Genomic DNA, 20,155 nt, shown 5'->3' on the forward strand with positions numbered 1-20,155 from the left:
TCCGCCCCCACGGATCCGCCCCCCCCGGGACGGGATTCAGTCGCCCTGGCCCGTGATCACGACCGGGCCCCCGCCCGGATCCGCCCGGTCGATCCAGTCGGCGGAGACGTACAGCGGGCGGTTCGGCAGCGCGCCGCGCCGCAGGCGCTCGCGGTGCAGCACCCGGCCGTCCTGGCTGACGACCAGCGCCGACAACCGGCCCGCGGGCCGTGCCGTACGGAGAGCGAAGCGGCCGAGCGGCGGGCGCGGCCCCCTGGGGTCGATACGGTTCGGCGCCACCCACCGCAGGGGCGCGTCGACCTCCACCGCCAGCTGCCCGTCCGGCCACCGCCCGTCGGAGAGATACCGCAGCACCGGGCCCGCGACGAGCCGGCCCTCCCGGGCGGCGGTGCCCGCCGGCTCGACGGCGTGCAGCAGGTTGCCGACGGCGAAGACCCCCGCCGTGCCGGTACGGAACGCGGTGTCGACGGCGGGGCCCCGGGTGCCCCGGTCCAGCGTGATGCCGCCCAGGCGGACCAGCTCGTGGTCGGGGATCCAGTCGCCGGTGAAGACGACCGTGTCGCAGCCGAGGGTGACCGTCCTGCCGTCGGTGTGCCGGAGCGCGACCCCGGTCAGCCGGCCCCGGCCGAACAGTTCGGTCACCGTCGTGCCCGTGAGGAGCGGTACGCGCCGGTGCAGCCGGGCCCCGAACCCCGCCGGCCACGACGACTGATGGCGCGGCTGGTCGGTGACCATGGCGGCGACCTCCACCCCGGCGCCGCGCAGCGTGCGCACCGCGGAGTAGCTGACGGGCTCGGCCCCGACGACGACGGCGCGGGCACCGACCGGCTGGTGATGGAGATGGACGGCCTGCTGGAGCTCGCCCGTGGTGAACACGCCCGCCGGCCGGGTGCCGGGCACCAGCCGCGCGGCGCGCGGCCGTTCGCGCGCGCCCGTCGCCAGGACGACCGCCCCGGCCGTCAGCCGCTCCAGTCCGTCGCGGCTGGTGGTGTCCACGGTCAGCGGACCGGCCCAGCCGGTCACGGAGACGCCCGTACGGACCAGGGCCCCGGCCCCCGCGGCCGTGTCGGACCAGTGGCGGGCGTACGCGGGGCCGCTCATCGGGCGCCGCAGGTCCCGCAGGCCGAACCCCGCGTGGTAGCAGTGCCGGGGGACCCCGCCTGCCTGCTCCTCACGGTCCACGACCTCGACCGTGCCGGCGCCCGTCGCGGCCAGCCGGGCCGCCGCCGCGAGACCCGCCGGGCCCGCGCCGACCACCAGCACGTCGACCGAGCGCTCCCGGCGGGCGGCGCCGGGCAGCCCGCCGCTGTCAGCTGTCGCGTTCATGGTCCGGCCTCCGGCCGCAGAGGGGGTCCGCCGCCGTCGGACATGACGTGGGCGCTGGGGCTGGGGCCGACGGGGCGGTCGGCGGTGAGCAGCGCGCGCACGGCGGCGCCGCAGTGGAATCCCTGGCACCGGCCGCCCCGCGCCCGGGTGCGCCGCCGCAGTCCTTCGAGCGAGCGGGCCGGCACCGTGGCGGTGAGCGCGTCGCGGATCTCGCCGCGCGAGACCCGCTCGCAGTGGCAGACGAGCCTGCCGTACTCAGGATCGGCCGCGATCAGCCCGGGACGTTCGTACGGGCGCGGGGAGGTCTCACCGAGGTGGGGCATGGTCACCGGTTCGAGCGCGCGGGGTTCGCCCAGCTCCTCGCCCGCGTCCGTCAGCAGCTCGACCACGTGAGCGGCGATCGCCATCGACGCGGTCAGTCCGGTGGAACGGATCCCGCCCACCGTCACGTACCGCTGCCCCGGGTGGCAGCGGATCCGGTAGTCGTCCTCCTCGGTCGCGGCGCGCAGCCCCGCGTACACGGCCGTCACCTCCTCGTCGAGGAGCGCGGGCACGATCCGCCGGCCCTTCGCCCGCAGGAAGTCGAGTCCCCCGGCCGAGGAGTGGGTGGCGGTCCGGTCGGTGAGGTCCTCGGCGGTGGGGCCGAGCAGGACGTTGCCGTACACCGTCGGCGCCACCAGCACCCCCTTGCCGAGGGCGGTGGGCACCGGCAGCAGGATGTGCCGGACCAGGTCCCGCGCGAACTTGTCGAAGACCATCAGCTGGCCCCGGCGCGGGGTCACGGTGAAGTCGGTGTGGCCGAGCTGCCGGTCGAGGTCGTCCGCGTACAGCCCGGCGGCGTTGATCAGTACGTGGGTACGCAACCGGCCCCGGCCGGTGGTCAGTTCGTGCGGGGAGCCGCTGCTGACCCCCTCCACCCGGCAGTTGAGGTGCAGGTCGGCTCCGCCGCGCACCGCCTGGGTGGCGTACGCGAGCGTGGTCGTCCACGGGCAGATGACGCTCTCGCCCGGCACGGTGAGCGCGCCGAGCGCCCCGGGGCCCAGGGCCGGCTCGCGCCGGTAGACCTCCTCGGGGCCGATGATGCGCGTGTCGTGGCAGTCGTTGCGCTCGGCCTTCTCCATGAGCCGTGGCAGCACGGCCAGTTGCTCCTCGTCCCACGCCACGAGCAGGGCGCCGAGCGGCTCGACGGGAATGCCGCTCTCCTCGGCGTACGCGGCCAGCCGCCGCTGTCCCTCACGGACCAGCCGGGACTCCAGCGATCCCGGCACGGCGTCGAAACCGGTGTGCAGAATGCCCGTGTTGGCCTTCGACGTGCCGTCCCCGACGTCGTCGGCCGCGTCCACGAAGGCGATCCGCGCGTCGTACCGCGTCAGTTCACGGGCGATGGCCGCGCCGACCACCCCGGCGCCGACGACCACGACGTCGTACACGTCGTCCGGCAGAACCCCCGATGTGGTGACAGTCATGGTGCTCCAGGCTCAGGGGGCCGCGACGGGTGGGGGAGTACGGTCCACCAGCGCGGCCACCGCCGCGCGGAAGACCCCGAGCCGGCCGGCGGCCTCGGCCGGGCCGATCCGTGGTTCGTAGACGGCCGCGGGCTTCCACGGCGGCACCACCTGGGGCAGCGAGAGGCCCGGGTCGAGTCCCAGCCGCGCCAGGGCGCCCACGCCCAGGGCCGTGGCGTCCGGCAGCGCGGACACCTCTACGGGCCGTTGCAGCAGGTCCGCCTGGGTCTGCATCAGCAGCGCCGACCGGGTCAGACCGCCGTCGACCCGCAGCACGGTCAGCGGCACCCCGAGATCGGCGGCCACCGCGTCGGCCAGCTCCACCACCTGGGCGGCGATCCCCTCGCACAGGGCGCGGACCAGATGCCCCGCGCCGGTGTCGAGCCCCAGTCCGGTCACCGAGCCCCGCAGGTCGCCCCGCCACCACGGCGCGGCCAGCCCGGCGAGCGCCGGGACAAACGTGACCCCGCCGCTGTCCGGTACGGACAGGCCGACCGGATCCAGGTCACCGGCACCGGAGATCACCCCGAGATCGGTGAGCCAGCGCACGGCGGAGGCGGCGGTGTAGACCTGCCCGTCCAGGCAGTAACTCGTCCGTCCGCCGAGCCGCCAGGCGACACAGCTGACCAGGCCCGAGGTGCCCCTGCGCGGCCGGTGCCCGGTCTGCGCGAGCAGGAACGCCCCCGTGCCGTACGTGCACTTGGCGGTGCCCGGCTCCGTCACGTCCTGCGCGAGCAGCGCCGCCTGCTGGTCGACCAGCAGGCCGGTGAGCGGGATCTCGGGCCCGAACGCGGTGGTCATGCCGACGGGTCCCGCCGCGTCGACGATCCCGGGCATCGCCTCGTCGGCCAGTCCGTACAGCGCCTGGGCCTCCCGCGACCACTCCACGCGGTCCAGGTCGAGGAGTTGGGTCCGTCCCGCGGTCGCGGCGTCGGTGACGAACGCGCCGGTCAGCCGGTGGACCAGCCAGGAGTCGCTGGTGGTGACCACTCCCTCGCGGGTCAGCCGGCGCCGGATCCAGGCCATCTTGGGCGCGGCGAAGTACGGGTCGACGGGCAGACCGGTCAGCTCCGTCAACCGGGCCCCGTGCGGGCCCAGTTCGGCACAGAGCGACTCCGCCCGCCGGTCCTGCCAGACGATCGCGTCGGTCAGCGGGGCGCCCGTCTCCGGATCCCAGGCCAGGACCGTCTCGCCCTGGTTGGCCAGTCCGACGGCCGCGACGGGCTCACCCGCGTCCGCGAGGGCCTGGCGGCCCGCGTCGACGACGGAGGAGAGCAGCAGGGCCGGGTTCACCTCGACCGTGCCCCCGGGGCCGTAGCGGGGGGCCGCCGGGGCCGATCCCGTGCCGATCACGCCCCGTTCGGGACAGATGACCAGCGCCTTGGTGGACGACGTGCCCTGGTCGACGGCGAGCACCGGCCGGGAGGCGGGCCCGGGAATGCCGGGGAGGGAGTGCTGGGCCGGTTGCATGTCCCCGTTCTTCGCTCGCAGGAGGTCGTGATCGCTCTGCGAAAGGGTGGAGCAGGCTGGAGACGGCGTCAAGGGCGGAACGGCGGACCGGGGAGCACGGGAATGACCCCGCGCGCCGGGCGGATCCGTACGAAACTCCCGTGGCGCGTGTGACGAGTTGCAAAAAGTCGGCTGAGCGACCGGATTTCAACAGGGTGAGACCTACAATGATCGCCGAGCACCGGCAGGGCGCCCTCGAATCGCCCGAACAGCGGCGGATCGCTTCGCACCCCCCACAGCGCCAGAGGATCCATGACGACCACATGCCTATCCGGGTGTCGCTTCCGCCGCACCCCGCACACCCGGCGCACGCGCCTTCCGGGTCCACCAGGGCCGGGCTGATGGCGGGCGACCACATACGCCCCGTCTACCACCCGGCCGGCCACGACAGCGAGTTGCGCGCCGCCGTACAGGACCTGAAGGCCGGGCGCTGGGTGTCGATGCGCAACCTGCTGGCCGACACGCCCGGTTGGGGCCTGTGGACCCAGCGGACGCAGGTGCTCGCGGCCGTCGCCGCCGGTTCGGACGCCGTCCAGACCTGGCGCGCGGAGGAACCCTCGAATGTCGCCGCGACGGTGATGCACACCCGCGTCGTGGTCGAACGCGCCCTGCGGGCACACCGGGAAGGGCATCCGCGCACCAAGGAGCTGTGGCAGCTGGGGTGGGAGGCGTGCGGCGCCGCGGCCAGGATCGCCCCCGACGACCCCGTGCCGTGGGTGTGCCTGCTCGCGCTGTCCCAACTCGACTCCCGCCAGAGGCTGGAGGAGCACCGGCTCGCGCCGCCGGGCCCGATGCTGTTCCCGGGCCCCTGGGAACTGCTGTCCGAGGCCGACCGGCGCGACCCGTACAACCGCGAGGCGTACCACCGCATGCTCCAGTTCGTGTACGCGCGCAGGGGCTCCCGCTCGCTCGCCGAGGCCGTCAACTTCGCCCAGTGGGCGGCCTCCACGGCGCCGGCGGGCTCGGCGCTGCACGTACTGCCGCTGTACGTACGGGTGGAGCGCTACCGCCGCGAGAACGGGCAGGAGAAGGCCCTCGACCTGCACTGGGTCACGGAGGACGCCACCCGGGACGCGGCGCGGGCGCTGGACCTGTGGTTCGACCGGGCGGTCCTGGCCGAGGCCTCGCTGCTCGACCTCAGCCATCTCGCGCACGCCCTCTGGGGATCGCTCCAATTCGAGTCGGCGGCACGGGTGTTCGAGGCGCTCGGGCCGTTCTACGCCACCCTGCCGTGGGCCTACCGCGCCCGGGACCCCGCGCAGGCGGAGGAGATGTTCCTCCGCGCCCGGAGCCGCTCACTCGCCGGTGCGCGCGAGGCCCGGGGCGACCCGCCGGGCTGAGCCGGGCCCCCGGCCGGTCCGCCGGGTCCGGCGGCGCGACTCCGGCACGCCGGCTCCGTACTTCCGCACCCGCGTCCGCACCCCGCCCCGCCCCGCCCCACTCCGCATGTCCGCAGCGGTCCCCGCGTCCCCCCAACCCCGGAGGTATCCCGTGTCCCTTTCCCCGCCGGCCTGGTCGAACTCCGGCCTCGGTCCGCAGAAGGACGAAGAGCAACGGCTGCGGGAGCTGGGCTACCAGCCCGTCCTCGCCCGCCGGATGGGCGGGTTCGGCAACTTCGCCATCAGCTTCTCGGTCATCTCCATCCTCTCCGGATGCATGACCCTGTACGGCTTCGGCATGAAGACCGGCGGTCCGGCGGTGATGCTCTGGGGCTGGGCGGGCGTCGGCCTGTTCGTGCTCTGCGTCGGCATGGCGCTCGCCGAGGTGACCAGCGCCTACCCGACCTCCGGCGCCCTCTACTACATGGCGGACCGGCTGGGCGGCCGCAAGTGGGGCTGGTACACGGGCTGGTTGAACCTGCTCGGGCTGCTGGGCGCGATCGCCGGAATCGACTACGGCGCCGCGCTGTTCACCGGCGCCTTCCTCAACCTGCGCTTCGGGTTCGAGCCCACCCCGGGCTGGACCATGGTCATCTTCATGTGCATCCTGCTCTTGCACGCCGTGCTCAACCTGTTCGGCGTACGGCTGGTCAGTGTGCTGAACTCGGTCAGTGTGTGGTGGCACCTGGGCGGTGTCGCCGTCATCGTCGGCGCCCTCGCGATCGTGCCCTCCCACCACCAGTCGCCGAGCTATGTCTTCACCGAGTTCGTCAATAACACCGGCTGGCACAATTCGTTGTACGTGGCGGCCGTCGGGCTCCTCCTGGCGCAGTACACCTTCTGCGGTTACGACGCCTCCGCCCACCTCTCGGAGGAGACCTCGAACGCCTCCGTCACGGCGGCGCGCGGCATCGTGCGCGCCATCTGGGTCTCCTGGATCGCCGGCTTCGCGCTGCTGGCCGGCCTCACCTTCGCCATCCAGGACTACACCGGCGCCCTGAACAGCTCCACCGGCGTGCCGCCCGCACAGATCCTCATCGACGCGCTCGGCACGAACGGCGCCACCGCGATGCTGCTGGTCGTGATCGTCGCGCAGCTGTTCTGCGGCAACGCGGAGGTCGCCGCCGCCAGCCGGATGGTGTTCGCGTTCAGCCGCGACAACGCGCTGCCCGGCTCGGCGCTGTGGCGGCGCGTCAGCAGCCGTACGCAGACCCCCGTCAATGCCGTATGGCTGTCGGTCGTCGTCGCCTGCCTGCTCGCCCTGCCCTCGCTGTACTCCGCGACCGCGTACAACGCCGTCGTCGCCATCAACGTCATCGGCATCACCCCCGCGTACGCCATCCCGATCTACCTGCGGCTGCGCGCGGGCAAGCGCTTTGAGCCGGGCCCCTGGAACCTCGGCCGCTGGAGCAAGCCGGTCGGCTGGATCGCGGTGACGTGGGTGGCCGGGGTGACCGTCCTCTTCTGCCTCCCGCAGGCGAGCCCGGTGACCGTCGACTCCATGAACTACGCCGTGGTCGCGCTCGCCGTCGTGCTCGTGCTCGCCACGGTGTGGTGGTACGTGGCCCGTGGCTCGTACAGCACCCCGCAGTCGTACGGGAACGCGCGCGAGCAGTCGGAGATCTCCGAGGGGATCGTCTAGCAGGACCGGCAGGACCGGCAGGACCGGCAGGACCGGCAGGAAGGCGGCCCCGTCCCGGGACAGGGGCGGGGCCGCCTACTTCGCTCCCGTCCTCCCGTTCTCCCGTACGAACTTCCTCGCCAGCGTGTCCCCGAGCCGGACCGCCTCCTCGTGGTTCTCGATGGGGGAGACCCGGGTGTTCTTGAAGAGGATGTACGTCACCCCCGAGGCCACGCCGCCCCGCTGGGGATGCGCCGGAATGCCCAGGCCGTCCGCCGTCGCGTACGACGCCTCCCCGATGATGCCCACCGGGCCGGTGTCGCCGACCACCGCGTACTGCACCCGCCCGCCGTGGACGACGGCGACGACGCCGCCCCCGCGGATGCCGGACGCCGTGTGGTTCCACCGGTCGCTCGGTGCGGGAACGACGACGAACGGCAGCTTCTCCGAGTTCAGCGGCTTGCCGTCGGACTGGGAGAACGCGGTGGTGTCCTGGAACCAGGGGTCGGTCGTCGTGTTGCAGTGCGCCGTGACCTGACCGTCGCAGTCGATGTCCATGTCGGCCTTCCAGAACACCGCGCCCGTCGCGCCGCAGACCGGAACCGTGGCCGCCGCGCCCTCGTCGGTGCGGTACTTCCCCTTCGACACGGGGGCGCAGGCGCCGGTCGCGGCCAGCAGGTCCGCCGCCTCCACCGAGCCCTCCTGGTCCGGCGCCCGCCGCTCGCCGGGCGGCCCGCCCGTCCCCGCCGGGGGGCCGGCGGGGACGAGGGACATCGCCTCGGCGGGAAGCACGGTCGCGGGCAGGGCCGCGGCCAGCAGGGCGGTACCGACCGTGCCGAGAACACGGGGACGACGAGCCATGGGCCGATCCTTTTCCTGGCGGCGGGTTTCCGGCGGCGAGGCCTTACTCGCCCGGCGGAGGGGGAAGCGGACGGTCGTCGTTCGCTATCTGTCCCGCCAGCCGGTCCGCCAGCCGGTCCAGGAACACCCGCTGACCCGCCACCAGGCGCCGCGCCGCCTCCGGCAGGGCGAACCAGGCCACCCGGTCGATCTCGGGGAACTCCCGCAGGACACCACTGCCCCGCGGCCACTCCATGGTGAACGTGCCGGGCACGGCGAGCGCCGGGTCCAGATCCCCTTCGACCGCCCAGATCGTGACGATCTTGCCGCCGCGCTGGCGTGACTCGCCCAGCGGCGTCCAGGGCCCCTCGGGCGGCGGCAGGCCCAGCTCCTCCTGGAATTCCCGGCGCGCGGCGGCCTCGGCGGGCTCCTCCGGTCCGTACTCCCCCTTGGGGATCGACCAGGCGGAGTCCTCGCGCCCCGCCCAGAACGGGCCGCCCATGTGCCCGAGCAGCACGGCGACACCGGTGTCGGTGACCCGGTGGACGAGAAGTCCCGCGCTGCGCTTGCCCGGCATGCCGTCAAGTCTGCGCGCTCCCGTGTCACTCCGCCCGAACTGATGAGCCGTGCGGGGCACGGCCGGCGTCCGGGACGGTCCGGCTTCCAGGACGGTCCGGCGTCCGGACGGTCCGACGCGTGGACGGTCCGAGGCGTGGACGGCCCGTCACGGGGTAGGCGCACGGCAGATCGACCCGCCCACGGCTTCGGAAGCCATGGTTCCCGCGTCCACAGGAGACAACATGGCCGGCATGCTCGACCGCATCAAGCAGTTCACCCGCAGCCCGCAGGGGCAGCGCGTCACGGAGCAGGTACGGCGTGCCTCGGCCGACCCGCGCAAGCGGGAGCAGGCGCGCAAGCTGTTCGGCAAGCTGCGCGGACGGCGCTGACGCGCCGGTACGTCCGCCGGAACGTCCCCGCCGGTACGTCCCACGGCGAACAGGGCCCCTCCTCGGATCGAGGAGGGGCCCTGCTCTGTGTACCCGCTGTCAGATCACCGGATCAGTGGTTCCCCGGACTACGGGAACGAGGTGATCGTCGACGGGACCGTGCTGGTGCCGGACGTGGCCGACCCCAGACCGTTGATCACGTGGTTGTACTGACCCATCCCACCGAGGGACACGACCAATAGGTCGTGGAACTTCACACCGGGTTTGACCGGCGCCTGGAAGCCGTGCTCCTGGATGATGTTCGGATCCGACGTGTAGTTGCAGTAACTGCCCAGACCCCAACCCTCGTGGTTGTTCACCGAGTCGGCCACCTTGTAGGCGGCGTACCCCCGGGTGGAACCGTTCTGGATGGCGGCCTGGTTCGGCGCGTCGTACGCCTTCTCGTTCTGGAAGAAGATCGTCTTGCCGTTCTCGCCGTACCACTCCACGTCGTACTTGTTGAAGTGTTCGACGAACAGGCCGGTGGCGAGGACGTCGTCGCCGTTGACCCGTAGACCGTAGTCGGCGCGGTTGGTCTCCCACCCGACGCCGGCGCCGTGGTCGGCCCGCCAGATCCAGGTGTGGTCGATGATCGTGTCATCGCTGTTGATCACCATGCTGGTGGTGGCCTTGCCCGGGCCCGCGCCACCGATGCGGATGAACACGTCCTGGACGGTGGTCGGGTTCGCGGAGTGGTCCGCGGACGCGCCCTGGGGTCCGACCTCGAGCAGGGTCGGGGAGTTGACGGGACCGGCGTCGATCAGGAAGCCGGCGAGCTTCACGCCGTCCACGTCAGCGACCTTCATCGCGGTCACCCCGTTGTCCGGGATGATCGTGGCGAGGCCGAGACCGAGGACGATCGTGTTGGCGCGGTTCACGTTGATGGTCTGGTTGATGTGGTACACGCCGGGCGTGAACAGGAGGTTGAGCCCCTGCGCGAGCGCCTGGTTGATCGTCGCGGCGGTCGCGCCCGGCTTGACGACGTAGAACTGGTCGAGCGGCACGGACGTACCCTGCGGCGCGCCGTTGCCCCACGTGGTGCCGCGGGCGTTGGTGCGCTTGGCCGGGGCGAAGACCTTGTAGGTGTTGCCGTCCAGGTACAGGAACGGCTTCTCCCGCGAGGTCGGGGTGTTGTTCAGCGTGGTGTACGGCGGGTTCGGGAAGCCCTGTGCGGGCGCGCCCTCGACGCCGGAGAACACCATGTTCCAGACGCCATTGGTCCAGCCGCCGACGGAGCTGTCGCGGGTGTACCACTGCTGCTGGGAGTACGGGCCGACGGTGCCGTCGATCTTGCTGTCGGCGATGTAGCCGCCACTGGCCCAGCCGAATCCGTTGGGCGCCAGGTTGAGCCCGCCCTTGATGTGCATCCGGCGGAACGGCGCGGCCTGCGCGACGGCCCAGCGGTTGGTGCCGTTGACCGGGTTGACGGCGAGGTTCTCGGCGGAGCGCCAGAAGTTCTGCGTGGCGTTCCCGTTGAACCAGCCGGCGTCCACGGTGATGTCACCGTTGATGTTGGTGTCGTCGGGCGACAGGCCAAGACCGGAGATCGAGGTGTAGAAGCCCAGTTGGGCGTTGAGGCCGTTGTACGTGCCCGGCTTGAACAGGAACTGGTAGCGGCCCGAGCCGAACTGGTCCGACTCCTGCTGCTGGAAGACCTGGTCGAGCCTGCCCTGGATGTTGGGCGTCGACGGATCGAAGACGATCACGTTCGGACCGAGGTCGCCACCGCCCGGCAGCGGGTTGCCCGTGCCGCCGTCGGTGCCGCCGAAGACCTGGAACTCCCAGAGGGAGTAGCCCCATTGGGTCGCCCGGACGGTGCCGGTCACCCGGACGTAGCGGGCGTTGCCCGAGACGGTGAGGGTCTGCACGCCACCGGTGCTCGTGGTGGTGGCGTAGGCCTGCGTCCAGCTCGTGCCGTTGGTGGAGAGCTCGATCTTGTACGCCTTCGCGTACGCCGCCTCCCAGTTCAGGACCACCGAGTTGACCGCGACGGTGGAGCCGAGGTCGACCTGGATCCACTGCGGGTCGGAGGCGGCGCTCGACCAACGGGTTCCGGTATTGCCGTCGTTGGCGCCCGTGGCGGGGGTGCCGGCGTTCTCCACGCTGGAAGCCGTCACCGGCTTGCCCTGGGAGAGCAGGGTCGGGGCGGCGTCCGCCTTCGTGCTGGGGATGAGGAGCAACAAGGAGGCGATCAGGGTGGCGGCGACGGAGACGGCGAGTCCCCGCCGTCGGTCCGGCGTGGATCTCCGGAACGCCGGTACCGGCGAAGCGAGCGGAGGAGCGTGCATGGGCATGTCTCCTGAGTCATCAGAAAAGGGCAAGCACGGGTGCGTGCGTGGGTGCGTGCGTGGGGGGCAGATAGTCGGAGAGCGCTCTCTGGGTAGAGCAGATGCTTCCCCCGTGTTTCGTACACGTCAAGAGTTGTGCGCGAACCGTCCGCTCCGGGTTCTCGTGTCATCAACAAATAACCGGCAGGACGCGCCGATTGTGGGCATCTGCGCGCTGTCCGGGGCGAGTTGGGGAGGGGTCGATTCAGAATCTGACGGCAGGGGGAGGGTGCGCGAAACAGCGTTACGGAGGCGGCCGTATCGCCACTAACGTAAAAGTGTTAACGTTGCTCCAGTGGGTCGCGGAGAGCGTGTCCCGAACCGGAAGACGGAGTGACGGCATGACGGAGAACACGACCCGCCGGGTGGCCATCGTCACCGGCGGATCCCGCGGCATCGGCCGGCGGAGCGCCGAGCGGCTGGCGGCGGACGGCCTGGCGGTGGTCGTCAACTACGCGGGGAACAAGGCGGAGGCCGACGCGACCGTCGCCGCGATCACCGCCACGGGCGGCCGGGCCACCGCCGTCCGGGCCGACGTGGCGGACGAGGAGGCCGTGGCCGCGCTCTTCGACACCGCCACGGAGACCTACGGCGGGGTCGACGTGGTCGTCCACGCCGCGGGCGTCATGAGTGTGTCCCCGATCGCCGAGACGGAGCTGGCCGCCTTCGACCGCATGGTCCGTACGAACATCCGCGGCGCGTACGTGGTCGACCAGCAGGCCGCGCGCCGGCTCAGGAACGGCGGCGCGATCGTCAACTTCTCGTCCTCCGTGCTGGGCCTCGCCCTGCCCGGCTACACGGCCTACGCCGCGACCAAGGGCGCCGTCGAGGGGATGACCCTGATCCTCGCCCGCGAGCTGCGGGGACGTGACATCACCGTCAACGCGGTGGCGCCGGGGCCGACCGCGACCGCGCTGTTCCTGGACGGCAAGGACGAGGACACCCTCGCCTGGTTCAGGGGCCAGTCGCCGCTGGAGCGCCTCGGCACCCCGGAGGACGTCTCCGAGGTGGTGTCCTTCCTGGCGGGACCGGCCCGCTGGGTCAACGGGCAGGTGCTGCGGGTCAACGGCGGGGTCATCTGACCGGGGCCGTACCTCTCGTACCGCCCGTCACCCCTCACGGACCGTCAGAAGGAGCCCCCTCATGGGCAGTACCGTTCTCATCACCGGCGCCGGTTCCGGCTTCGGAGCGCTCGCGGCCCGCGCCCTGGCCCGTACCGGCCACACCGTCTACGCGGCCCTGCGGGACACGGAGGGACGCAACGCGCCCCGTGTCGCCGAGGCCGCCGCGTACGCCGCCGAGCACGGCGTGGACCTCAGGACCGTCGAACTGGACGTGCTGTCCCAGGAGTCGGCGGACGCGGCGATCGCCACCGTGCTGGCCGAGCGGCCGACGCTCGACGTCCTGATACACAACGCCGGGCACATGGTCACGGGGCCGGCCGAGGCGTTCACCCCCGAAGAGATCGCCGCCGTGTACGACACCAACGTCCTGGGGACCCAGCGGGTCAACCGGGCCGCCCTGCCGCACCTGCGGGACCGGCGCCGCGGGCTGGTGATCTGGATCGGCTCGACCAGCACCAGGGGCGGCGCCCCGCCGTACCTCGCCCCGTACTTCGCGGCGAAGGCCGCCATGGACTCTCTCGCGGTCAGCTACGCGGCGGAGCTGGCGCGCTTCGGCGTCGAGACGTCCATCGTCGTGCCCGGCTCCTTCACCACCGGGACCAACCACTTCGTGACCGGCGGACACCCCGCCGACCAGGGTGTGGTGACGGCGTACGAGCGGCGGTACGCGGGCCTGACGGACCAGGTGTCCGCCCGCCTCGCCGCGCTGGCCCCCGCCGGCGCCGACGTGGGCCAGGTCGCCGACGCCATCGTCCGGGTGGTCGAAGCGCCGTACGGGGAACGGCCGTTCAGGGTCCACGTCGACCCGGCGGACGACGGCTCGGAAGAGGTCAGCGACGTCGCGGACCGCGTCCGCGCGCAGTTCCTCGGGCGGATCGGCCTGGCGGACCTCCTGCGCCCCCATGCCGCGTGACACCCGGGCCACGGCCCTCACGGCCCTCAGAACGACGACGCCGCCCCCGGCGCGTCCGACACCCGCTCCAGCCACTCCGTCAGCAGCGCGCCCTCGGCGCCGCTGAGCGCCTCGGGCGGCGACCGTCGCAGCAGCGCCCCCAGCCGGGCGGCGACGGCGGGAGCCGTGCCGGAACCGTCGTCGGACCCGCCCTCCACCGTCCCGTCCGTCCCGCCGGCGTCCGGATCGCCGTACATCGCCCCGTGGGTGAGGACCGAGGCGTGCACCGCGTCCCGTACCCGCCGCGACATGCCGGGATCGGTGAACGTGGCGGGCCGGGCGACCAGCATCAGGGCCACGCCGACATTGGCCGACATGACCATCTGCGCGGCCAGGTCGGGCGAGATCCGCAGCTTCCCCGCGGCGGCCGCCCGCTCCAGGTCGCGGGTGAGGATCCGGTGCGCCTCCAGGGCCGAGGCGGGAGGCTCCCGCATGGCGGGGGAGTTCATCAGCCGGTACAGGTTCGGGTGGGCGCGGGCGAAGGCGACGTGGCTGTCCCAGCCCTCCCGCAGGTCCTGGACCGGGTCGGCCCCCGGCACGTGCTCCCGCTTGGCCGCCAGATACGTGTCGAAGCCGTGGTCGACGACCGCCGAGAGCAGCCCGTTCTTGTCGCCGAACTGCCGGTAGAGCACCGGGGCGCCGATCTGCGCGGCCTCACAGACCGCGCGGGTGGAGATGTCGCCGTTGGGCGATTTCGCCAGCAGCTCGGCGGCCACTTCCAGGATGCGGGTACGCGTGGTCATGGAAGGATGCTATCAATCCGGGCGTAACGACGCTAATGGCTGGGCGCAGAAGTCGCTACGCGGCTAGGTTGACGCCGACCTCTTCGGTTCGGCGGAACACGGGATGCAGAGACAAGATGACAGGGACAACGCGTGGGGAGGTCACCCCGGAGGACGTGGCCGGCGTCGTACGGGCCGCGTTCGGGTCCGGGCGCGGTCCTGTCCGGGTGGACCGGCTGCGGGGCGGCAGCAAGAAGGGCGTGTACCGGCTCACCTTCGGCGACGCCTCCAGCGCGGTGCTGTACAGCTGGGCCGCGAGCGAGAACTACTGGCCGGCGCGGGCCGGTTCGCCGGACGAACGCGAGGATCCGTTCTCCGACGCCACCGGTTACGACCTGTTCGTGGCGGCGCACCGGACCCTGACCGGCCTCGGGGTACGTGCTCCCCGGGTCCGGCTGGCCGATGACAGCCGGGAGTTGTTCCCGGCGGACTTCGTGGTGGTGGAGGACCTCCGGGGCGAGACGCTGGACGACCTCCTCGACCGGGACCGCGACGCGGCCGGTGCCGTGATGGCGCGGCTCGGCGAGATGCTCACCGTGCTGCACGGCAGCCCGAGCCCCGTGCTCGGGAAGGTCGCGGTGGTCGCGGCCGGGGACGGCGTCGCCCCCGGGGACCGTACGGCCGAACGGACCGTCCTGGACCGGGTGGTGCGCGACCTCGCCGAGGGCGCCGCCCTGGACCCCCGACTCGCGGAGCTGCGCGAGCCCCTCACCGAGGTCGCGGCGGAGCTCGCCGGGGCCGTCGGGCCCCGTGGCACGTACGGTCTCATCCACGGCGAACTGGGCCCCGACCACGTGCTGATCGACCCGAGCGGGCGGCCGGTGCTCATCGACATCGAGGGCCTCATGTACTTCGACGTCGAGTGGGAGCACGTCTTCCTGCGCATCCGCTTCGGCGACAGCTACCCCGCCCTGCACCGGCCGGGGCTGGACGAGGACCGGCTCCGCTTCTACCGGTTCGCCCAGCACCTCTCGCTCGTGGCGGGCCCCTTGCGGATCCTCCGGGGCGACTTCCCGGACCGCGCGTTCATGCGGGGCCTGGTCGAGGAACACCTGCACCACACCCGCGCGTTTCTCACGCCGCGCGGGACCGGCCGACCGGGCGGTGATTGCCGATCACGGTGTCCGGGAATCAGAAGGTGACAGACCGGTCGCCGCGCAGACGCAGCGGCCCGCCGTCCCGTGAGGGGCAGGCGCCGGTCCCTCACGAAGGGAGTGGTTTCGATGCGTGCGTACGGGCATGCCCGACGGCGTGCCGCACGCGCCACGTACAGCCTGCCGCTGTCGGACTCGTCCGCCCGCTGGGCGCGGCACCTGACGGCCGCCTATCTGAACCACGGCTGCGGCGAGAAGGTCTCACGCGACCAGGTGGACGACGCGACACTGGTCGTCTCCGAACTCGTCACGAACGCCACCCGGCACGGCCGGAGCGGTTGCCGGCTCCAACTCAGCGTCGACCGGGGGCAGGTCACGGTCGAGGTCCACGACAACAGCCCCCTGCGCCCCCGGTTCTCCACGGCGGACACGATGGCCGAGGGAGGCAGGGGAATGACGCTGGTACGCGAACTCTCCCGCCGCCTCTCGATCCTGGGCACCCCGGGCGGCGGCAAGACCGTACAGGCGGTCCTTCTCGCCTGCTGACGCGGGACAGCGCCAGGGCCGGCGCCGGTGCCGCCCCGCGCGGGGTCGCTCCATGGCCAACAGATGTCCGACACCACCGACACCACCGACACCACCGACACCACCGACACCACCGACACCACCGGCACGCCCGGCCGCCGGCCGATGTCACAAAACCGAGTCTCCGGTTCGTCGTTCAGGGGAACGGCATCCCACGAGGGAGTGCCGAGCAACACCGCTCCCCGCAGAAACGGATAAATCGTGTTCGCCGCCTACGTAACGGTCACCATCCTCGGCGCGGTCTTCAACGGTGCCGCCGCCGTCACCTATCTGATCGGCCACGAATACCCCAAGACCCAGGCGGACATGAAGGGCATACCCCGGAAGTGGGTGCCGGCGCTGGGCGGGCTGCTGGCGGCGGGCACCGCGGGGCTGCTGGCCGGGCTCGCCGTGCCGCTCCTGGGCACCCTCGCCGCCTCCGGCCTCGTGCTGTACTTCATCGGCGCGATCATCGCGCACCTGCGGGTGGGCTCCCGCAACATCGTGGGCGGGATCGTGTTCCTCGCCACCGCGGCCGCCGTCCTGGCTCTGGGCCTGGCCCACCACGGCGGTCGGTAGGCCGGCGGTTCCCCGCCCGTGGCCCCGTCCCGCCGCCGGCCGCCCCGGAGCGGGGACAATGGGCGGGTGACCTACCGCTATCGCGTCCTCGGCGCCACCCGGGCCCTGCGTCCCGACGGGACGGAGGTACGGCTCAGCGGGGCGCGGCTGCGCGCGCTGCTCGCCGCCCTCGCCGGAGCCGGCGGGCGCCCGGTCGGCACCGGTGAGCTGGTCGCCCAGGTGTGGGGAGAGGACGAGGAGCCGCCCGCCGACGCGCCGGGCGCGCTGCAAGCCCTGGTCGGGCGGCTCAGGCGGGCCCTGGGCGGCGAGGCCGTGGCCTCCGTGCCGGGCGGCTACCAGCTCGTCGCCGGGCGCGACAGCGTCGACCTCTTCCGCTTCGAGCGGCTCGCCGCCGACGGCGCCGCCGCCCTGCGGGAGGACAACCCCGAACGCGCCCTGGCGCTGCTGGACGAGGGCCTCGCGCTCTGGGACGGGCCGGCCCTCGCGGACCTCCCGGGCCGGGTGGCCGACCCCCTGGCCGTACGGGCCGAACAGCGCCGTGCCGCGGCCCGCCGCGACCGGCTGGCCGCCGAGGTGGCCCGGGGCCGGCCGGAGCGGGCACTGGCCGGTCTCGCGGCCCTCGCCGCCGGGGCGCCGCTGGACGAGCCCCTGCACGGCCTGCGGATCCGGGCACTGCGCGCGGCGGGCCGGCCCGCCGAGGCGCTCCAGGCGTACGACGAGGTACGGACCGTTCTCGCCGCCCGGCTCGGCACCGACCCGGGCCCCGAACTGCGCTCCCTGCACGCCGAGTTGCTGGCGGGAGACGACGCACCTCCGCGCCCGACCCCCGCCCCCCGCACCACCCCGGTCGGCAATCTCCGGGCCGGGCTCACCTCCTTCCTCGGCCGGGAAGGCGAACTGGCCGCCCTCGAAGCCGAGTTGGCCACCGCGCGGCTGGTCACCCTGATCGGCGCGGGCGGCGCGGGGAAGACCCGGCTGTCCCTGGAGGCCGCCCGCGCGGCCGCCACCCGAACGCGGCCCGTCCCGGGCCCGGCCGGCGGTAGGCCCGACAGCGGTAGGCCCGACGGTGACAGGCCTCACGGCGGCCGGCCCGACGTGACACGGGCCGGCACGGCGTGGCCCGACGGCGGCCGGCCCGAAGCGGCGTGGGCCGGGAAGGCGTGGCCCGACGGGGTGTGGGTCGTCGAGCTGGCGCCCGTACGCGAGGCCTCGGCCGTACCCGAAGCCGTGCTGACCGTGCTGGGCGCCCGCGAAACCGTCGTACAGGGGTCGCCCGGGGTACGGGGCACGGCCGCCGGGGCGCCCCCGGCGGGCCCCCTCGGCCAGCTGGCCGAGCACTGCGGGCACCGCCGGATGCTCCTCCTGCTGGACAACTGCGAGCACGTCATCGGCGCCGCCGCCGAACTGGTCGAGGCCCTGCTCACCCGCTGCCCCGGCGTCACCGTCCTCGCCACCAGCCGCGAACCGCTCGGCGTGCCGGGCGAGTCCGTACGCCCCGTGGAGCCACTGCCCCAGGACGTAGCCCTGCGGCTGCTCGCCGAACGGGGCGCCGCCGGCCGCCCCGGCTTCCGCGTCACCGACGACCCCGACGCCTGCGCCGAGATCTGCCGCAGGCTCGACGGCCTGCCCCTCGCCCTCGAACTGGCCGCCGCCCGCCTGCGCGTGCTCGGCCCCCGGCAGATCGCCGACCGCCTGGACGACCGGTTCCGCCTGCTCGGCACCGGCACCGGGAGCAGGACCGTCCTGCCCCGGCAGCAGACCCTGCGGGCTGTCGTCGACTGGTCCTGGGACCTGCTCGCCGAGGACGAGCGGGCGGTCCTGCGCCGCCTGTCCGTCTTCTCCGGCGGCTGCGCCCTCGCCGAGGCCGAGGCGGTGTGCGACACCCCCGACACACTGTCCCTGCTGGCCTCTCTCGTGGACAAGTCCCTCGTCGTCGCCGCCCCCGGATCCCGGACCGGCCCGGCCCCCGCCGGGATGCGCTACCGCCTCCTGGAGACCGTCGGCGAGTACGCCGCCGAACGCCTCGCCGAGTCGGGCGAGCGGGCGGCCGTGGAGCGCCGCCACCTCGCCGCGTTCCGCGAACTGGTCCGGGTCGGGGACCCGGAGCTGCGGGGGCGCGGACAGACCCACTGGCTGGGTGTCTTCGAGCGCGAACACGACAACGTACGGGCCGCGTTGCGCACCGCCGTGGACCACAAGGAGGAGCAGGAGGCGCTCTGCCTCGTCCTCGCCATGAGCTGGTTCTGGCAGCTGCGCAACCACCGCGGCGACGCCCTCGCCTGGTCCTCCGCCGTCGCCGCCCTCGGCCCCGATCCCTTCGAGGAGCCCGTACGGCCCGCCGTGCCGCTGGCCGAGCCGTGCACGGCCCTGCCACCGCCCTGGTCGGAGGAACAACTGTGGGAAGGCCGCCGGGGGATACGGCTGATCTTCCTCGCGGGCTCCGACGACGGCGCCCTCACCCCGGACCGGCCCAGCGTCCGGTCACGGCTGCGCGCGATCGTGTCGGCCTACGGCCCCGGACTGCCGCAGAACTGCCGCCAGCCCGGCACGACCTGGTTCTTCGCCCGGCTGATGACGGGAGACCTCCCCGGCATCACGGAGACGATGGAGGAACTGGTCCTGGCCTCCCGGGCCCAGGGCGACAGCTGGCATCTCGGTTTGGCGCTGATGCTGCGCGCGAAACTCCTCAACGACCGTACGGAAGGGTTGATCCGGTCCGGCCTCGACGCCGACGAGGCACTCGCCCTCTTCGAGCGGGCCGGCGATCTGTACGCCATCGCCGAATCGCTGTCGGCGCGCGCCGAGACCCACGAACGCCAGGGCCGGTACGGGGAGGCCGCCGCCGACCTCGAACGCGCGATGGACTGCTGCGCACGCATCGGGGCCCACGCCCAGATCCCGCTCTTCAAGGCGCGGTTGGCGTCGGTACGGCTCGACTCGGCCGGCGCCGCCGGTGACCGGGACGCCGAGCGGCGCGCCGAGGAACTGCTGGTCGAAGCGGTCGGCGAGAACGCGGAGTACTTCGGCCAGACCGCCGGCACGTCCCGGCTGCTGCTGGCCAGACGCTACGGACGCACCGGACGGACCGACCTGGCACGCGCGCAGCTCCGCACCCTGGAAGCGGAGAACCCGCACGCGGGCCGGGCCCTCTTCGGCGGCATGGTCGCCGGTCTGCACGGCTGGCTGGACTGCCTGGAAGGGGAGTTCGACCGGGCCCTGGACCATCTGCGGCTGGCCGTGGCGCGCTTTGACCGGCTGGTGTTCCTCGTCGCGCCGCACCTGATCGTCAGTCAGCTCCCCAGCGCCGCCTGGGCCAAGACGCGGCTGGGCGAGGCGGAGGCCGGGGCGCGCCTGCTGGGCGCCCACGCACGCCACACCGAACTGCCCGAGGGCATCGGCCTGCACCCCTTCCCGCCGGCCTCCGACACCGAGATCCAGCAGCACGCGGAGGCGGTCGTACGGGCGGCACTGGACGGGCCCGCCTACGCCCGCGCCCACGCCGAGGGCCGGGACCTCACGGTGGAGGAGGCCGCGGCCCTCATCTGACGGCTCTGACGACGACATGAA

Annotated in this window: 17 protein-coding genes; 10 read left to right on the forward strand and 7 right to left on the reverse strand. The window is 73.2% G+C overall.

Features of this window, described 5'->3' with window-relative positions; all coding sequences use genetic code 11:
• Positions 1-36: 36 nt before the first annotated feature.
• The 3 genes from ACIO1C_RS11805 to ACIO1C_RS11815 are packed head-to-tail and all read right to left on the reverse strand — an operon-like array spanning position 37 to position 4,301.
• Positions 37-1,326 carry an FAD/NAD(P)-binding oxidoreductase gene (locus tag ACIO1C_RS11805; RefSeq protein ID WP_401861433.1) on the reverse strand — a complete coding sequence of 430 codons (1,290 nt, stop codon included), beginning with the start codon at positions 1,324-1,326 and terminating at the stop codon, positions 37-39.
• Positions 1,323-2,792 (reverse strand): FAD-dependent oxidoreductase, encoded by a 1,470-nt coding sequence (locus ACIO1C_RS11810; protein WP_401861436.1) that lies wholly within the window; start codon positions 2,790-2,792, stop codon positions 1,323-1,325. The genes ACIO1C_RS11805 and ACIO1C_RS11810 overlap by 4 nt, the downstream gene beginning before the upstream one ends.
• A gap of 12 nt (positions 2,793-2,804) precedes the next feature.
• Positions 2,805-4,301, reverse strand: coding sequence for an FGGY family carbohydrate kinase (locus ACIO1C_RS11815; RefSeq protein WP_401861439.1), 1,497 nt, complete (start codon positions 4,299-4,301; stop codon positions 2,805-2,807).
• Between the two features lie 380 nt (positions 4,302-4,681).
• Between ACIO1C_RS11815 and ACIO1C_RS11820 the strand changes: the two genes are divergently transcribed.
• Positions 4,682-5,680: a hypothetical protein gene (locus ACIO1C_RS11820; RefSeq protein ID WP_401862170.1), complete on the forward strand. Its 999-nt coding sequence runs from the start codon at positions 4,682-4,684 to the stop codon at positions 5,678-5,680.
• 106 nt (positions 5,681-5,786) lie between these two features.
• Positions 5,787-7,361 (forward strand): amino acid permease, encoded by a 1,575-nt coding sequence (locus ACIO1C_RS11825; RefSeq protein WP_401861441.1) that lies wholly within the window; start codon positions 5,787-5,789, stop codon positions 7,359-7,361.
• A gap of 75 nt (positions 7,362-7,436) precedes the next feature.
• Here the strand turns inward: ACIO1C_RS11825 and ACIO1C_RS11830 are convergent, their stop codons facing one another.
• Both ACIO1C_RS11830 and ACIO1C_RS11835 read right to left on the reverse strand, forming a co-directional pair.
• A complete protein-coding gene (locus tag ACIO1C_RS11830) occupies positions 7,437-8,201 on the reverse strand; it encodes a glycoside hydrolase family 75 protein (protein WP_401861444.1) in 765 nt (254 codons plus the stop codon).
• 43 nt (positions 8,202-8,244) lie between these two features.
• Positions 8,245-8,757 carry an NUDIX domain-containing protein gene (locus ACIO1C_RS11835; protein WP_401861447.1) on the reverse strand — a complete coding sequence of 171 codons (513 nt, stop codon included), beginning with the start codon at positions 8,755-8,757 and terminating at the stop codon, positions 8,245-8,247.
• A 223-nt stretch (positions 8,758-8,980) separates the two neighbouring features.
• Here ACIO1C_RS11835 and ACIO1C_RS11840 point away from each other — a divergent pair, with 223 nt between their 5' ends.
• Complete coding sequence (locus ACIO1C_RS11840; RefSeq protein ID WP_202532907.1) at positions 8,981-9,127, forward strand: hypothetical protein; 147 nt, start codon at positions 8,981-8,983, stop codon at positions 9,125-9,127.
• Positions 9,128-9,255: 128 nt separating this feature from the next.
• Here the strand turns inward: ACIO1C_RS11840 and ACIO1C_RS11845 are convergent, their stop codons facing one another.
• Complete coding sequence (locus ACIO1C_RS11845) at positions 9,256-11,454, reverse strand: discoidin domain-containing protein (protein ID WP_401861451.1); 2,199 nt, start codon at positions 11,452-11,454, stop codon at positions 9,256-9,258.
• Between the two features lie 380 nt (positions 11,455-11,834).
• On the opposite strand from ACIO1C_RS11845, the gene ACIO1C_RS11850 reads away from it, so the two are divergent.
• Together ACIO1C_RS11850 and ACIO1C_RS11855 are read left to right on the forward strand one after the other, a co-directional pair.
• Positions 11,835-12,575, forward strand: a complete 741-nt coding sequence (locus ACIO1C_RS11850) for an SDR family oxidoreductase (protein ID WP_401861453.1) — start codon at positions 11,835-11,837, stop codon at positions 12,573-12,575.
• Between the two features lie 61 nt (positions 12,576-12,636).
• A complete protein-coding gene (locus ACIO1C_RS11855; protein ID WP_401861455.1) occupies positions 12,637-13,530 on the forward strand; it encodes an SDR family oxidoreductase in 894 nt (297 codons plus the stop codon).
• Positions 13,531-13,556: 26 nt separating this feature from the next.
• Here ACIO1C_RS11855 and ACIO1C_RS11860 read toward each other — a convergent pair whose 3' ends face one another.
• Complete coding sequence (locus ACIO1C_RS11860) at positions 13,557-14,312, reverse strand: TetR/AcrR family transcriptional regulator (protein ID WP_401861458.1); 756 nt, start codon at positions 14,310-14,312, stop codon at positions 13,557-13,559.
• Positions 14,313-14,428: 116 nt separating this feature from the next.
• On the opposite strand from ACIO1C_RS11860, the gene ACIO1C_RS11865 reads away from it, so the two are divergent.
• From ACIO1C_RS11865 to ACIO1C_RS11885, 5 genes are all read left to right on the forward strand, one after another.
• On the forward strand, positions 14,429-15,493 hold the full coding sequence (locus ACIO1C_RS11865; protein WP_401861460.1) for a phosphotransferase family protein: 1,065 nt from the start codon (positions 14,429-14,431) through the stop codon (positions 15,491-15,493).
• Positions 15,494-15,574: 81 nt separating this feature from the next.
• On the forward strand, positions 15,575-15,991 hold the full coding sequence (locus tag ACIO1C_RS11870) for an ATP-binding protein (RefSeq protein ID WP_401861463.1): 417 nt from the start codon (positions 15,575-15,577) through the stop codon (positions 15,989-15,991).
• Between the two features lie 63 nt (positions 15,992-16,054).
• Positions 16,055-16,228, forward strand: a complete 174-nt coding sequence (locus ACIO1C_RS11875) for a hypothetical protein (protein WP_401861466.1) — start codon at positions 16,055-16,057, stop codon at positions 16,226-16,228.
• A gap of 3 nt (positions 16,229-16,231) precedes the next feature.
• On the forward strand, positions 16,232-16,588 hold the full coding sequence (locus ACIO1C_RS11880; RefSeq protein WP_401861469.1) for a DoxX family protein: 357 nt from the start codon (positions 16,232-16,234) through the stop codon (positions 16,586-16,588).
• Between the two features lie 66 nt (positions 16,589-16,654).
• Positions 16,655-20,134 carry an ATP-binding protein gene (locus ACIO1C_RS11885; protein WP_401861471.1) on the forward strand — a complete coding sequence of 1,160 codons (3,480 nt, stop codon included), beginning with the start codon at positions 16,655-16,657 and terminating at the stop codon, positions 20,132-20,134.
• The last annotated feature ends 21 nt before the right edge of the window (positions 20,135-20,155 follow it).

It is taken from the genome of Streptomyces sp. NPDC087420 (assembly GCF_044744165.1).
Classification (GTDB): Bacteria; Actinomycetota; Actinomycetes; order Streptomycetales; family Streptomycetaceae; genus Streptomyces.